Annotated in this window: 13 protein-coding genes; all 13 read right to left on the bottom strand. The window is 65.0% G+C overall.

Annotated elements, in window-relative coordinates; all coding sequences use genetic code 11:
• Positions 1–174: 174 nt before the first annotated feature.
• The 13 genes from truB to KHP60_RS13215 all read right to left on the bottom strand — a co-directional run bounded on the left by truB (position 175) and on the right by KHP60_RS13215 (position 14,346).
• Positions 175–1,095, bottom strand: a complete 921-nt coding sequence (truB, locus tag KHP60_RS13275) for a tRNA pseudouridine(55) synthase TruB (protein WP_213564769.1) — start codon at positions 1,093–1,095, stop codon at positions 175–177.
• A 6-nt stretch (positions 1,096–1,101) separates the two neighbouring features.
• The gene (gene rbfA, locus KHP60_RS13270; RefSeq protein ID WP_213564768.1) at positions 1,102–1,527 is read right to left on the bottom strand and encodes a 30S ribosome-binding factor RbfA; all 426 of its coding nucleotides are present in this window, start codon (positions 1,525–1,527) and stop codon (positions 1,102–1,104) included.
• Positions 1,528–1,632: 105 nt separating this feature from the next.
• Positions 1,633–4,497 carry a translation initiation factor IF-2 gene (gene infB / locus KHP60_RS13265; protein WP_213564767.1) on the bottom strand — a complete coding sequence of 955 codons (2,865 nt, stop codon included), beginning with the start codon at positions 4,495–4,497 and terminating at the stop codon, positions 1,633–1,635.
• Entirely contained in the window at positions 4,494–5,165 is a 672-nt protein-coding gene (locus tag KHP60_RS13260; protein WP_213564766.1) for an RNA-binding protein, read from the bottom strand. The genes infB and KHP60_RS13260 overlap by 4 nt, the downstream gene beginning before the upstream one ends.
• Positions 5,166–5,195: 30 nt before the next feature.
• A complete protein-coding gene (gene nusA / locus KHP60_RS13255) occupies positions 5,196–6,815 on the bottom strand; it encodes a transcription termination factor NusA (protein ID WP_213564764.1) in 1,620 nt (539 codons plus the stop codon).
• 12 nt (positions 6,816–6,827) lie between these two features.
• Complete coding sequence (rimP, locus tag KHP60_RS13250) at positions 6,828–7,454, bottom strand: ribosome maturation factor RimP (RefSeq protein WP_213564762.1); 627 nt, start codon at positions 7,452–7,454, stop codon at positions 6,828–6,830.
• Between the two features lie 157 nt (positions 7,455–7,611).
• Complete coding sequence (locus KHP60_RS13245) at positions 7,612–8,295, bottom strand: tRNA (guanosine(46)-N(7))-methyltransferase TrmB (RefSeq protein WP_213564761.1); 684 nt, start codon at positions 8,293–8,295, stop codon at positions 7,612–7,614.
• Between the two features lie 63 nt (positions 8,296–8,358).
• A complete protein-coding gene (metK, locus tag KHP60_RS13240; RefSeq protein WP_213564760.1) occupies positions 8,359–9,537 on the bottom strand; it encodes a methionine adenosyltransferase in 1,179 nt (392 codons plus the stop codon).
• A gap of 104 nt (positions 9,538–9,641) precedes the next feature.
• Positions 9,642–10,070, bottom strand: coding sequence for a helix-turn-helix domain-containing protein (locus KHP60_RS13235; RefSeq protein WP_213564759.1), 429 nt, complete (start codon positions 10,068–10,070; stop codon positions 9,642–9,644).
• A gap of 46 nt (positions 10,071–10,116) precedes the next feature.
• Positions 10,117–11,724 (bottom strand): apolipoprotein N-acyltransferase, encoded by a 1,608-nt coding sequence (gene lnt, locus KHP60_RS13230; protein ID WP_213564758.1) that lies wholly within the window; start codon positions 11,722–11,724, stop codon positions 10,117–10,119.
• Entirely contained in the window at positions 11,721–12,752 is a 1,032-nt protein-coding gene (locus tag KHP60_RS13225) for a hemolysin family protein (RefSeq protein ID WP_213564757.1), read from the bottom strand. Before KHP60_RS13225 ends, lnt begins: the two co-directional genes overlap by 4 nt.
• A gap of 20 nt (positions 12,753–12,772) precedes the next feature.
• Positions 12,773–13,231: an rRNA maturation RNase YbeY gene (gene ybeY, locus KHP60_RS13220; protein ID WP_213564866.1), complete on the bottom strand. Its 459-nt coding sequence runs from the start codon at positions 13,229–13,231 to the stop codon at positions 12,773–12,775.
• A 14-nt stretch (positions 13,232–13,245) separates the two neighbouring features.
• Positions 13,246–14,346 (bottom strand): PhoH family protein, encoded by a 1,101-nt coding sequence (locus KHP60_RS13215; protein ID WP_409366285.1) that lies wholly within the window; start codon positions 14,344–14,346, stop codon positions 13,246–13,248.
• Positions 14,347–14,358 lie beyond the last annotated feature (12 nt).

Genomic DNA, 14,358 nt, shown 5'->3' with positions numbered 1-14,358 from the left:
ATGAACAATCGGATCCATTTTTCCGTGCGCTAGAGCATCGTGCGGAAAAGTGGACCCGGTTTTTCCGCGCACAACGATGCTCTCATTTTATGGAGAAAGCATCGGATGGGTCCCAAAAGTGCAAATCCACTTTTGGGTCCGATGCTTTAGGCCGGAGAGCACGATTGTGCGGCTTCAACCGCCCAGGTTGAACACCCGATGCGGCACAAGCTCGCCGCGCTCCACGTCCCCCACGGCGATGAGGACGCCGTTGCAGGTGGCATAGACTTTTCCTGACAGCGGCGCCTCGCGGCCGCGCAGGATGATGGACTGGCCGCGCATCAGGCGGCCGGCCATGTCGCGGCTCACGGGAATCGAGGGAATTTCGCTCAGGGCGGTTTCAACCGGGCGAAGCGCCGCCGGGTCGGTGGCGATATCGTCCACGGTGACGGCATCGTGTTCGGTGAAAGGGCCGACGCGCGTGCGCCGCAGGGCCGCGATATGGCCGAGGCAGCCCAGCGCACGGCCGAGATCGCGCGCGATGGCGCGCACGTAAGTGCCCTTGCCGCAATCGGCCTCGATGATCGAGCGGTCGCCTGCGTGGTGGATCAGGGCCAGCCGGTCGATCTCCACCATGCGCGGCTGCAGTTCCACCACTTCGCCGTCGCGGGCGAGATCATAGGCGCGTTCACCCGCGATCTTGATGGCGGAAAAGCGCGGCGGCACCTGCTGCACCTGGCCGGTGAAGCGGGGCAGGAATGCCTCGATCTCCGCCGGATCCGGCAGCCAGTCCGTCCGCTCGACCACGTCGCCCTCGGTATCGTCGGTGGTGGTCTCGGAGCCCCAGGCTACGGTGAAGACGTAGGATTTGCGCCCGTCCATGACGAAGGGCACTGTCTTGGTCGCCTCACCGAGGGCAATCGGCAGGATGCCGGAGGCCAGCGGATCGAGGGTGCCGGCATGGCCCGCCTTCTTGGCGGACAGGCCGCGTTTCACCACCGCCACCGCGTGGGTCGAGGTCATGCCAACACCCTTGTCGAGGATGATCCATCCGTTGACGTCGCGCTTCTTCGGGCGGTCGCCGGGCGGCCTCCGCTGCGGGCGTTCTTCGCTCATCGCTTCTTACTCGCTGTCGTCGTCGGATGTGTCGGCGTCAGGCTTGACCGTGTCGCGGGCGACGCGCTCGGAGCGCAGCAGCGCATCGATGCGGGCGGCCTCGTCGAAGCTCTCGTCGCGGCGAAAGCGCAGATCGGGCGCAAATTTCAGGTTCACCCGCCGGGCCACCTCCTGGCGCAGCAGCTTCTTGTTCTTGTCGAGGGCCTTGAGCACCGCCTCCTCGTCGCGGCCGCCGAGCGGCATGACGTAAGCCGTGGCGAGCTTCAGGTCGGGGGACATGCGCACTTCCGGGATCGTGATGACGTTTCTCGTCAGCACGTCGTCCTGCAGGTCGCCGCGAGAGAGGACCTCGGCGAGCGCGTGGCGGATAAGCTCGGCAACGCGCTGCTGGCGCTGGGAGGGTCCCGTGGTTTGTTCGAAACGTTTGGCCATTTTTACTTCTCCGGGATTGGACCGGATCGATCAAAAGGGATCATGGCCGGGAGCGACCCGGCCATGACGATTGATGTGCGGTTGTGGGATGAAGATGGAAGCTTTTTACAGCGTCCGCTTCACCTCTTCCACGCGGTAGCACTCGATGAGGTCGCCGACGCGCATGTCCTGGTAGTTCTCGAAGGACATACCGCATTCCTGGCCGGACGTGACCTCGCGGGCATCGTCCTTGAAGCGCTTGAGCTGCGAGAGCCTGCCTTCGTGGATCACCACGTTGTCGCGGATCAGGCGGACATGGGCGCCGCGCTGGACCACGCCATCGAGGACGCGGCAGCCGGCGATCTTGCCGACCTTCGACACGTTGAACACCTCGAGGATCTGCGCCTCGCCGAGCCGCTCCTCGCGGAGCGTCGGAGCGAGCAGACCGGACATCGCCGCCTTCACGTCATCCACGAGGTCGTAGATGATGTTGTAGTAGCGGATCTCGATACCGGCACGCTCGGCCGCTTCGCGTGCTTCCTTGTGAGCGCGCACGTTGAAGGCGAGGATGATGGCGCCGGAGGCTTCCGCCAGGGTGACATCGGATTCCGAGATGCCACCGACGCCCGCCTGGACGATGCGGGCCGCAACTTCCTCGTTGCCCACCTTCTCGAGAGCACCCACGATCGCTTCCGCCGAGCCCTGCACGTCGGCCCGGACCACGAGCGGGAATTCCTTGCGGCCCGCTCCGGCCTTGAGATCGCGCATCATGTCGGCCAGCGTGCGTCCGGCCGAACCCATGCGGGCCGCCTGACGCTCGCGCTTCTGGCGAGTCCGGTACTCGGTAACCTCGCGGGCACGGGCTTCCGACTCGACCACCGCAACGCGGTCGCCGGCCTCGGGCGTGCCGTTGAAGCCCAGAACCTCGACGGGGACGGAGGGACCTGCCTCCTTCACGTTAGCGCCGAGATCGTTGATCAGAGCGCGCACGCGGCCCCATTCGGCGCCGGCCACCACGATATCGCCGGTGTGGAGCGTGCCGCGCTGAACGAGCACTGTCGCCACCGGACCACGGCCGCGATCGAGCTTCGCCTCGATGACGGTGCCTTCCGCCGACCGCTCGGCATTGGCCCTGAGCTCTAGGATTTCGGCCTGGAGCTGGAGGCCTTCGAGCAGGGTCTCGAGGCCCTGGCCGGTCTTGGCCGAGACCTCGAACTCGAGGGTTTCGCCGCCCATCGACTCGACGACGATGGAGTGCTGAAGCAGTTCCGTGCGGACCCGCTGCGGGTTGGCGTCAGGCTTGTCCACCTTGTTGATCGCTACGATCAGCGGCACGCCGGCCGCCTGCGCGTGGTTGATCGCCTCGATGGTCTGCGGCATGACGCCGTCATCGGCCGCCACCACTAGCACGACGATATCCGTCACCTTGGCGCCGCGGGCGCGCATGGCGGTGAAGGCCGCGTGACCGGGCGTATCGATGAAGGTGATCTTGCCGCCGAGCGGCGAGGTGACCTGATAGGCGCCGATATGCTGCGTAATGCCGCCGGCTTCGCCGGAGACCACGTTGGTCTTGCGGATCGCATCGAGCAGCGAGGTCTTGCCGTGGTCGACGTGGCCCATGATGGTCACGACCGGCGGACGGGTGACGAGGTTCTCGTCCACGTCCGGAGTATCGAACAGGCCTTCCTCGACGTCCGATTCCGCGACGCGTTTCACCGTATGGCCCAGCTCCTCTGCGACGAGCTGGGCGGTATCGGCATCGATCACGTCGGTGATCTTGTGCATCTCGCCCTGCTTCATCAGGAACTTGATCACGTCCACGGCGCGCTCCGACATGCGGTTGGCGAGCTCCTGGATGGTGATCGTCTCCGGAATCGTCACCTCGCGGGCGATCTTTTCCTTCTGTTCCACCTGGCGGTGGCCCATGAGACGCTGATTGCGGCGCCGGAAGGCGGCGAGCGAGCGGGTGCGCTCCTCTTCGCCCGAGGTCGCATTGGCCAAGGTCAGGCGGCCGCGGCGCTTCTCCTCGCCGGGCGCGGTCTTGGGTGTTTTCGGCAGAGCCGCGGGCTTGGCCGCAACGCCGGGGCGCCGGATGGTGCGTGCTCCCTCCTCGTCATCCGCCGCAACAGCGCGGGCGGCAACGGGCGGAGCCGTGCGGACATTGGGTTTGGCCGTTTCCGGATCGGGCGCGACCGGCGCGGCAGGGCGCGCCATGTGGTTCAGGCTCGGCGGACGTCCGCCGGTGGTGCCACCACCGCTGCGCGGACCGCCGTAACCGCCCGGCCGGGGACCGTCCGAGCGAGCTCCGCCCGTGCGCGGGCCATCGAAACGGCCGGCAGGACGGGGACCCTCGGTGCGGGGCCGGTCGGAACCGGGCCCACGACTGGCGGGAGCCGGTGCGGAAGACTGGCGCGGGGCCTCTTCGCCCAGGCGGCGTCGGGCCTCGTCCTCGGCGCGGCGCTTGCGCTCCTCGTCGAGGCGGCGGCGCTCGTCTTCCTCGCGCTTGCGGGCTTCGGCCGCCTCGCGCTCCTTGGCTTCGGCCGCCTCGCGCTCGGCGCGGCGGGCAACCTCTTCAGCCTGCCGCTTGCGATCTTCCTCGTCGCGGCGACGCGCGTCGACGAGCGCGTTCATGCGCGCATCACGTTCCTGCTCGGATAGGGTCTGCAGCACCATGCCGCCGGAACGGGGGGTGTTCGGGGCGCTGCGCTGCGGACGGCCGCCCTGAGCAGGCGCTGCCGGTTTCGGAGCCGGAGCGGCCGGCTTGGGCGCACTCACGGGTGCCGCAGCCTGTTGGGGCGCGGGCCTTTCATCTTTGGTCCCGCTGCCGGGGCCGACAGCAGGGCGACGCTTGACCGTCTCCACCACGACCGACTTGGACCGGCCATGGGAGAAGCTTTGGCGCACCACGCCCTGTTCGACGGGTCGCTTCAGAGAAAGCGTCTTGGACGACACATGGAGAGTCTTGTCGCCCTGGTTTTTCGTATCACTCATTCCGCCTCAGTTCCTGCGGGTTTCATAGTCGTGGGTTCGCCGGTCCCGTTTCCGAGGCCAGTTTGATCGGCGTCGATGCCGCGAAAGGAGCGGTAACGATGCCAGCGGTTCAGAAAGCCGTCGCTCCCAGCGCCCGCGACGAGGGCAGCATGTATCACATGTGACCGGCCTAATGCCAAATCCAATTCGTCATTCGACAATTCTTGGATGACCGGAAAGCTAGATATTGCCTCGCCGAGGCGTTTTCGCAACTGGTTCGCTAATTTTCTTCGCCCATCTTCGGCCGCTTCTGCGGCATGAATAAGGGCAACGATGGGCTTATCCGTGATTGCCGACTCAACCTTGAAGAAGCCGGTGATCACCGCGCCCGCCTTGTTGGCGAGGGCCAAACCCTGGCGAAGATCGTCCCGGAGAATGCGTTCTATATCCTGGGCCAGGGTCTCCGGGGCCTTGGCTTCGGTTTTGAAGGCACGGGAGAAGAGGCGACGTTTGGCCGCTTCTTCCACCAGATCGGACCGGGCCGTGACCCAGACGCCGCGACCCGGCAGCTTGTGTCTGAGATCGGGAACGACCTGATGGTCGGGCCCGAGGACAAAGCGGATCAGTCCCGCGGGGCCTTGAGCCTCGCGGGTGACGATGCAGGTGCGCTCCGGTTCGTGCCGCGGCACAGGTGCTGACCTCGCTTTGCCATTGCCGGATTAAGACGGCTGAGCTTCGGTTTCGGCCTCTTCGGCCGATTCCTCAGTCTCAACGGTCTCTTCCGGCTGCTCGATCCAGCCCGCTTTCACGCGGGCGGCCATGATCATGTTCTCCGCATCGGCACGGGAGACATCGAAGCCGTCGAGAGCGCCCTTGTAGCGGGTCGCCTCGGCGCCGCGGCCTTCCGTCCAGCCGGCGAGATCGTCGGTGGCGCAGCCGGCCAGATCCTCGACATTCTTGATGTCGTTCTCGCCGAAGGCCACGAGCATGGCGGTGGTGACGCCGTCGATCTCCTTCAGATCGTCGGCGACGCCCAACTCCTTGCGGCGGGTCTCGTTCTCGGCCTCGATCCGGGCCAGATATTCCTGAGCGCGGCTCTGGATCTCGGCGGCGGTGTCCTCGTCAAAGCCCTCGATGGAGGCCACCTCGGCGGCGTCCACATAGGCGATCTCCTCGACGGAGCGGAAGCCTTCCGAGGCCAGGAGCTGGCCCACCACCTCGTCCACGTCGAGGGCGTTCATGAACAGTTCGGTGCGCTCGAGGAACTCCTTCTGGCGGCGCTCGGACTCTTCGGCCTCGGTGAGGATGTCGATGTCCCAGCCCGTGAGCTGCGAGGCCAGACGCACATTCTGGCCGCGGCGGCCGATGGCGAGCGAGAGCTGATCGTCGGGCACCACCACCTCGATGCGGTCGGCCTCCTCGTCGAGCACCACCTTGACCACTTCCGCGGGCTGGAGTGCGTTGACGATGAAGGTCGCCTGATCCGGGGACCAGGGAATGATGTCGATCTTCTCACCTTGCAACTCGCCGACCACCGCCTGGACGCGGGAGCCGCGCATGCCGACGCAGGCGCCGACGGGATCGATGGAGGAATCGCGTGAGGTCACGGCAATCTTGGCGCGGGAGCCCGGATCGCGGGCGACCGCCTGCACAGAGACGATGCCGTCATAGATCTCGGGCACTTCGGAGGCGAAGAGCTTCGCCATGAACTGCGGGTGAGTGCGCGACAGGAAGATCTGCGGTCCGCGCGCCTCGCGGCGCACATCGAACAGATAGGCGCGGATGCGGTCGCCGGGACGGAAGGTCTCGCGCGGAATGAGCTCGTCGCGGCGGATGATGGCTTCACCACGGCCGAGATCGACGATCACGTTGCCGTACTCGACGCGCTTGACTGCGCCGTTCACGACCTCCCCGATGCGATCCTTGTATTCCTGGTACTGGCGGTCGCGCTCGGCGTCGCGCACCTTCTGCACGATCACCTGCTTGGCCGACTGGGCCGCAATGCGGCCGAAATCGAACGGCGGCAGGGTGTCGGCGATCACGTCGCCCACCTGGGCGGCCGGATTGTGGCGGGTCCGGGCTTCGGCGAGGGTGATCTCGCGGGAGTCGTTTTCCACCGCGCCGTCGTCGACGACGAGTAGATGCCGGGCTAGGCGCAGCTCGCCGGTCTTCGGGTTGATCTCGGCGTGGATGTCGGTTTCGGCGCCGTAGCGGGACCGGGCTGCCTTGGCGATGGCATCCGCCATGGCGTCGAGCACGATCTGCTTGTCGATCACCTTCTCGCGCGCGACCGCATCGGCGATCTGCAAGAGTTCCAGCCTGTTGGCGCTGATAGCCATCGAGGTCGCTCCTTAATTCGGTTTCGTCTTATCAGATGGGCCGCGCGGCTCGGGCGCTTCCACCACATCCGTATCTTCATCAAGCTCGTCCGTGGTCGGCGCCGTTCCCCGGCGCAGCGATTCACGGATCAGCTCGTCGGTCATAACGAGGTGCGCCTCGCCCAGGTCCGTCAGAGGCAGATGCGCGATGGGCTCGAGGCCCTCCTTCACATCAGGCAACTCGACAACCAGCTTCCCGTTCTCCACGCCTCGAAGAAAGCCCCTGAAGCGCTTGCGTCCTGCCAGCGGCACGGCCATCTCGATCTTAGCGTCATAACCTATCCAGCGCTCGAAATCGCTGACGCGCACAAGAGGACGGTCGATGCCCGGTGAGGAAATTTCCAGATAGTAAGCCTGCGGAATCGGATCCTCGAGGTCGAGAACCGGCGAGATCGCCCGGCTTACGGTCTCGCAATCGGCCACCGACATGGTGCCGTCCGGCCTCTCGGCCATGATCTGCACGGTGCATCCATTCGTGCCGGTGACCCGCACCCGCACGAGGTTGAAGCCGAGATCCTCGATCACAGGCTCGACGATGGCCGCTACTCGGGCGGCTACGCCGTTCTCGGTAATCAGCCGCTTGTCGCGTTCGTTCGTCATGTCTCTCCGCATGCTCCGGCATTCAAACAATAAAAAAGAGCGGACCCGGCGGGGCCCACTCTTGACCAGCAGCTTGACGCTACAACCAGAGCTGACAACGGAAATATACTGATTCCAACCTCAAAATACAAGCGTTCTGCGAAAGTGGCCCTTTATCTCAGGTTCGCACGAAGGTGAGGTAGCTCGGCACGCGGCCCTCGCGGATGGCCTTGGCCTCGTAGCGCGTGCCCGGCCAGCCTTCATAGGGCTTGCGCCAATCGTCGGCACGGGCCGCGGTCCAGCGGAAATGCCGGGACCGCAAGGCTCGGGCGAGAACCCAGCCGATATAGTCGTCGATATCGCTGGCGAAGCGCAGCTCGGCGCCGGGCTTCATCACGCGGGCGAGCAGATCGAGGGTCTCGTCCGAGACGAGGCGGCGCTTTCGCTGCCGGCGCTTCGGCCAGGGATCGGGATAGAGGATATAGACCCGGTCGAAAGACGCATCCGGCAGGGTCGGCAGCAGGTCGGTGATGTCGTCGTCCCAGACGCGGACGTTGTCGAGGTGCTCGTGCTCGATCACGGCCAGGAGCTTCGCCATGCCGTTCACGAAGGGCTCGCACCCGATGAAGTTGACGTCGCGATGGCTACGGGCCTGGGCGGCGAGATGCTCGCCGCCGCCGAAGCCGATCTCGAGCCAGGTTTCCTGTGCCTGACGGTTGGGAAACTGACTGGAAGGTGCGCTGCCCGGAGTCACGCGGATTGCGGGCAGCAGGTTTTGGACCAGTTCGTCCTGGCCGGCGCGAAGCTTCTTGCCTTTCCGGCGCCCGAAAAAGGCGCCGGCCCGTTCCGATGCTTCGCTCATGAGCCGATATCTTTGAACATGATCTTGCCGGAAAACCGGAATCCACTTTTCCGGATCATGCCCTTAGCGGAACGCCGCCTTCAGACGGTCGGCGAGGTCCGTGCGCTCCCAGGAGAAGCCGCCATCCGCATCCGGCTTGCGGCCGAAATGGCCATAGGCCGAGGTGCGCGCATAGATCGGCTTGTTGAGGCCGAGATGCGTGCGAATGCCGCGGGGCGAGAGGTCCATGGCGTCCATGAGGACGGCCTCGAGCTTGCCCTCGTCCACCTTGCCGGTGCCGTGGAGGTCCACGTAGATCGACAGGGGCTTGGCCACGCCGATGGCGTAGGAGAGCTGCAGGGTGCAATTCTCGGCGAGCCCCGCCGCCACCACGTTCTTGGCGAGATAGCGCGCGGCGTAAGCGGCCGAGCGGTCCACCTTGGTGGGATCCTTGCCGGAGAAGGCACCGCCGCCGTGGGGGGCCGCGCCGCCATAGGTGTCGACGATGATCTTGCGGCCGGTGAGGCCGCAATCGCCGTCGGGACCGCCGATCACGAACTTTCCGGTGGGGTTCACATGCCAGATGGTCTGGGCCGAGATCCAGCCTTCGGGCAGGGTCTGGCGGATGTAAGGCTCGACGATGGCGCGCACGTCCTGGGAGGAGAGGTTCTCGTCCAGGTGCTGGGTGGACAGAACGATCTGGGTCGCCGCGACGGGCTTGCCGTTCTCGTAGCGCACCGTAACCTGGCTCTTGGCGTCCGGACCGAGCTTGGCCGCCTCACCGACCTTGCCCTTGCGGGCAGCGGTCAGGTTCTCGAGGATCTTGTGGGCATAGTAGATCGGCGCCGGCATCAGCTCGGGCGTCTCGTTGCAGGCATAGCCGAACATGATGCCCTGGTCGCCCGCGCCTTCGTCCTTGCTGCCGGCAGCATCGACGCCCTGGGCGATATGCGCCGACTGGGCGTGGAGATAGACCGAAACGTCGGCGTTCTTCCAGTGGAAGCCTTCCTGCTCGTAGCCGATGTCCTTGATGGCATCGCGGGCGAGCTGGATCACCGTATCCTTGGTGATGGAGCCGGGGCCGCGCACCTCGCCGGCGATGACGACGCGATTGGTGGTGGCAAGCGTCTCGCAGGCCACGCGGGCTTCGGGCTCGGCGCCCAGATAAGCGTCGACGACGGCATCGGAGATTCGGTCGCAGACCTTGTCCGGATGACCTTCGGAAACCGACTCGCTCGTGAAAAGATAGCTCGAACGCCGCACGATGGAATTCCTTCAGGCAATAAACATTGGCGCCCGCAACGATCCGCGGGCTCTAAAGCATGCTCATGCCGCAGGCTGAAGGAAAGGTCAAGCGAACGTGTTCTTTATGACGAACGCTCTGCCTCTTCTTGAGTGGCAAGCTCCTGGGTGGCAAGCGCGCTCACGAGCTGAACGATGCTTTTGCGGACCTTCGGGCTTTTGATGCCGGCGAAAGTCCGGACGAGTTGAAGCCCTTCAGGGGTCGACATCATGTCAGAGACGTAGGGAGGAGCACCGCTTTCGGCGAAACCTGGCTCGGACTTGCCGCCTTTGATCCCGTCGAAGAAGAAACCGATCTCGACATTGAGGATCTTGGCGATTTCAACGAGGCGGGCAACGCTGATTCGGTTCATCCCCTTTTCGTATTTTTGAACTTGCTGGAAGGTCAGCCCAAGCATATCGCCAAGTTTTTCTTGACTCATTCCGATAGAAACACGGCGCATACGCACTCTGCTTCCGATTTCCTTATCGATCGAGCCCGTCGATTTCTTCATTATGGCCTGTCCCCGTGCCGAAACTGACGCCACGCCAAGGCATGATTTACTTAAGGAGAGCGATTTGGCGCTTGCGACGTGCAATCAAGATGATTAAGCAGATCGCAAGCGTAGCCGTCAAAGAAAACCTGCTCCACTTCCTATAAAGAGTAACGGGTTCGGCAACTGGAAGAGAGACGTCAATAATCCCTTCAACTCCTAGTGGAAGTGCCTCCACGCTTCGGCCGAAGGGATCGACGACAGCCGAGATTCCCGTATTGGCCGCCCTAACCAGAGGCAGCCCTTCCTCAACGGCCCGCAGGCGGGCTTGAGCAAAGTGCTGATAGGGCCCCGGCGTCTGCCCGAACCACGCGTCATTCGTCACATTGAGGATCAGGTCCGGGCGCGGGCCTTCGGCCAGGATCTCGCCGGGAAAGATGGCCTCGTAGCAGATGGTCGCAGCGACCGAGGGCAGACCCGGAATGGACAAGGTGGCGCGCTTTTGGCTCGGCTCGAATCCGCCGGGAATATGCACGAACTGGCGGAGCCCTGCAGCTCGGATCAAGGTGTCGAGAAATTTCGGCACGTATTCGCCGAATGGCACCAGATGGACCTTGTCATAGGCGCCAAGGATCGTGCCCTTCTCGTCGATCACCTGAATGGCATTGTAGAATTTTCCGGCTGCCTCGCCCGGCAGCGGGGTGTCCATGCGGGCCGCGCCCGTGATGAGCACGGAACCCGGCCCGAGCAGTGTGGCGATCTGAGCCAGCGAGCCGGCATCGCGGTGAAGCAGGAAAGGAAAGGCCGATTCCGGCCAGACGACGTGCGTCGGGGTCGCGGCGCTGCCGTCTCGGCCCGGGCGGGCACTCAAGCTCAGGTAGTGCCGCATGATGGCGTCCCGGTTGCGCGGGTTGAACTTGGCGTCCTGAGGCAGGTTGGGCTGCATGATGCGCAGGCGCACATTGTCGACGATCGGGGAGGCCTTTGACGGGACGCGCCAGAAGCCGAAGGCGGCAAGGCCGACGAGGAGACCCGCCGCGATGCCCGGCGCCGTCCAGCGCGCGCGCATCATCTTTCCCGTGACAAGGACGGCCGGCGCGGCGCCGATCGCGAGGCTCAGGAAGGTCAGGCCATAGAGGCCGACCAGCGAGGCCGTCTGCATCAGCCAGAGGTTCTGGCCGAGCGCCATGCCGGGGCTGTTCCAGGGAAAGCCCGTGAAGAGATGGCCCCGCAGCCATTCGCTCACCGTCATGCCGAAGGCGAAGGCCAGAATCCGCCAGGCGTCAGGCAGCCAGAGCAGGCGCGCGAGAGCAAAGCCGAAGGCGGGAAAGAAGGCGAGCAGGGCGGGCAGGCCCAGCACTCCGAACGGCATGGCCCAGGCGAACTGATCCGCTTCCACGAGAAAGGCCGCGCCGAGCCACCAGAGGCCGGCGACAAAATAGCCGAAGCCCCAGAACCAGCCGAGGAGGGCGGCGGACTTGAAAGGAGTCGACCGCGAGGGCCCGTCCTTGACGGTGCCGTCCAGGAGCCAGACCGCGGGAGCAAGGGAGAGACCAAGCGCAGGCAGAAACCCGAAGGGCGGCATGGCCAAGGCGCCGACGGCCCCGGCCACAAGGGCCATCAGCCAGCGACGCAATCCTCGTGCGAGGATGGCGTGATCGGCCAGCCGCATCATTCTGCGGCGGCACTTTCAGGACGCGGGACGTTGGTCTGACCTTCTCCGGCCTCGCTCTCGGGAGCGAAGGTGCGGCGATGGACACGCAGGCGCTTCACGCGCCGCGGATCGGCGTCCAGAACCTCGAATTCCAGGCCCGAAGGTCCCTCGATCACCTCGCTCCGGGACGGGACGCGCCCCGCGAGCGTCACGATGAAGCCGCCGATTGTATCGATGTCCTCGGCGCCTTCCTCCTCGGTCAGGTCGAGCCCGAGCACGTCCTTGACCTCGTCGAGGCTGGCGCGGGCATCGGCGATGTAGGTGCCGTCGGCGGCCGCCACGATGGTGAGGGTGGCATCCTCGTCGTGCTCGTCCTCGATGTCGCCGACCACCATTTCGACCAGATCCTCGATGGACACGAGGCCGTCGGTGCCGCCGTATTCGTCGATCACGAGGGCCATGTGCGTGCGGGTGGCCTGCATGCGCACCAGAAGGTCGATGGCGGGCATGGAACGCGGCACGAACAGGACCGGGCGCAGGATATTGGCGGAGGACAGCGCCATCGACAGGTCGATCTGGCCCAGGCTCGGCAGAGGAGCCTCATCGCCCGACCCCGCTTCCGAGGCGCCGCCATCGGCGCGCATGGCGATGAAGTCGAGGAAATCGCGGATGTGGACCATGCCCTTGGGATCGTCGAGGGTCTCGCCATAGACGGGCAGGCGGGAATGCCCGGCCGTCCGGAACAGGCTCAAGAGCTCGCCGAGGTTGGTGTCGGCCGCCACCGCCACGATGTCGGCACGGGGCACCATCACGTCCTCCACACGGATCCGGTGGAAGGAGAGCACGTTCTTGAGCATCGCCCGCTCCTGGGGCGAAAAGTCGGTGTCCTCGACGGTCTCCGCGAGGACGTCCTCGAGATCGTGGCGGATGGATTCGCGGGGTTTCAGGCCGAGACGGGTCAGGACCCGGTCGTACCAGTGGTCGCGTGTGTCGTCTGTCTCCGTGAGCGTTCGGACAGGTCGGTCGCTACGACTTCGATCTTCGTTCATTGCTTTGGGTTGTCAGCCGTTCATGCTGCCATATCGCGATAGGGATCGGCGATGCCAAGGGTGGCGAGCGCCTTGACCTCAAGACCTTCCATGATTTCCGCTTCCGCTTCGACCTCATGATCGTAGCCGAGAAGATGCAGAACCCCATGGACCATCAAATGAGCAAAATGATGCGCGAGCTCCTTGGATTCCTCCTCGGATTCGCGCACCAGGGTTTCGTACGCTAAAGCAATATCGCCTAAATTGCGAGGGCCTGTCACACCAGGCTGCTCGGGTGCCGGGAAGGAGAGCACGTTGGTGGGCTTGTCCTTCGCTCTCCAGGTGCGGTTCAGCTCCTGGATCCGCGCATCGTCCGTGAGCATGACGCTCGCCTCGAAATCGCCCTTCGCTTCGTAGGTTACGGCGAGCGCCGCCTCGGCCGCCTTCTGAGCCAGAGCCTCTGCGTCCTTGAGTCGGTCCCAGTCGCCCGCCTCGATCATGATGTCGAGCGTGATCACGGCCTGCGGTCCCGATCGTAGCGGGGTTGATCCTGCTGAGGCGGCGCGTCGCGGGCCGCCCTGTCGTAGGCCGTCACGATGCGGCGCACGAGATCGTGGCGCACCACGTCCGCCTCCTTGAACGTGACCCGGGCGATGCCTTCGACCCCATTCAAGATGCGCACGGCCTCGACCAGGCCGGATTTCTGGCCCGGCGGCAGGTCGATCTGCGTCGGATCCCCGGTGATGATCATCCGCGAGCCCTCGCCGAGGCGTGTCAGAAACATCTTCATCTGCATCGACGTGGTATTCTGCGCCTCGTCGAGCAGCACCAGGGCATTGGTGAGCGTGCGCCCGCGCATGAAGGCGAGCGGCGCGATCTCGATCATGCCGGTCTGCAGGCCCCGGTCCACATGGCGGGCCTCCATGAAGTCGTAGAGCGCATCGTAGATCGGGCGCAGGTAAGGATCGACCTTCTCGCGCATGTCGCCGGGCAGGAAGCCGAGACGCTCGCCTGCTTCCACGGCCGGACGGGAGATGATCAGGCGGTCCACCTGTCCCGCTTCGAGCAGCGAAACCGCATAGCCCACCGCGAGCCAGGTCTTGCCGGTACCGGCGGGGCCCTCGGCGAAGACGAGCTCGTTGGTTTTCAGCGCCTTGATATAGGTGTTCTGCGAGGCGTTGCGGGCGCGGACCGGCCCGCGCCTGCGGGTGGAAATCTGGTCGAAGGAGGTCAGCCCCGGTGCGGCAGGTTCTTCGGCCGCAGGGAAGAGGCTGCCCTGCAGCGTGCTCTCTTCGATGGCGCCGTCGACATCGCCCGGTCCGAGCGCTCCGCCCAGGCGGGCACGCTCATAGAGCCCTTCCAGGACCCGGCGCGCCATTTCGGAGGCCTCGGGCGTGCCCTTCACCGTGACCCGGTTGCCGTTGGCAATCGCCGTCACGTTCAGGCGCCGCTCCAGATGGGCGAGGTTCTGGTCGTATTGTCCGAAAACGAGGCTGGCGAGGCGGTTGTCGTCGAAGGTGAGGATGATTTCAGCCTCTTCGACCACGCCAGGATGCAAGCTGTTGGCGTTCCGTCCCTTTTGTGCGCGTGCGGTCACATTGTCCGCTGGGCTCAAATGCCTCTCCTC

Source organism: Microvirga sp. 3-52, from assembly GCF_018383585.1.
Taxonomy (GTDB): domain Bacteria; phylum Pseudomonadota; class Alphaproteobacteria; order Rhizobiales; family Beijerinckiaceae; genus Microvirga.
The sequence above is the reverse complement of the archived record's forward strand: the minus strand, read 5'-3'. Positions and strand labels throughout refer to the sequence as shown.

What these genes read in the sequence shown, in the direction of transcription:
- rimP (WP_213564762.1), bottom strand. Translation starts at nt 7,454, where the DNA reads ATGACGAACGAACGCGACAAGCGGCTGATTACCGAGAACGGCGTAGCC.
- ybeY (WP_213564866.1), bottom strand. Translation starts at nt 13,231, where the DNA reads ATGATCGAGGCGGGCGACTGGGACCGACTCAAGGACGCAGAGGCTCTG.
- KHP60_RS13225 (WP_213564757.1), bottom strand. Translation starts at nt 12,752, where the DNA reads ATGAACGAAGATCGAAGTCGTAGCGACCGACCTGTCCGAACGCTCACG.
- infB (WP_213564767.1), bottom strand. Translation starts at nt 4,497, where the DNA reads ATGAGTGATACGAAAAACCAGGGCGACAAGACTCTCCATGTGTCGTCC.
- nusA (WP_213564764.1), bottom strand. Translation starts at nt 6,815, where the DNA reads ATGGCTATCAGCGCCAACAGGCTGGAACTCTTGCAGATCGCCGATGCG.
- rbfA (WP_213564768.1), bottom strand. Translation starts at nt 1,527, where the DNA reads ATGGCCAAACGTTTCGAACAAACCACGGGACCCTCCCAGCGCCAGCAG.
- lnt (WP_213564758.1), bottom strand. Translation starts at nt 11,724, where the DNA reads ATGATGCGGCTGGCCGATCACGCCATCCTCGCACGAGGATTGCGTCGC.
- KHP60_RS13245 (WP_213564761.1), bottom strand. Translation starts at nt 8,295, where the DNA reads ATGAGCGAAGCATCGGAACGGGCCGGCGCCTTTTTCGGGCGCCGGAAA.
- KHP60_RS13235 (WP_213564759.1), bottom strand. Translation starts at nt 10,070, where the DNA reads ATGAAGAAATCGACGGGCTCGATCGATAAGGAAATCGGAAGCAGAGTG.
- truB (WP_213564769.1), bottom strand. Translation starts at nt 1,095, where the DNA reads ATGAGCGAAGAACGCCCGCAGCGGAGGCCGCCCGGCGACCGCCCGAAG.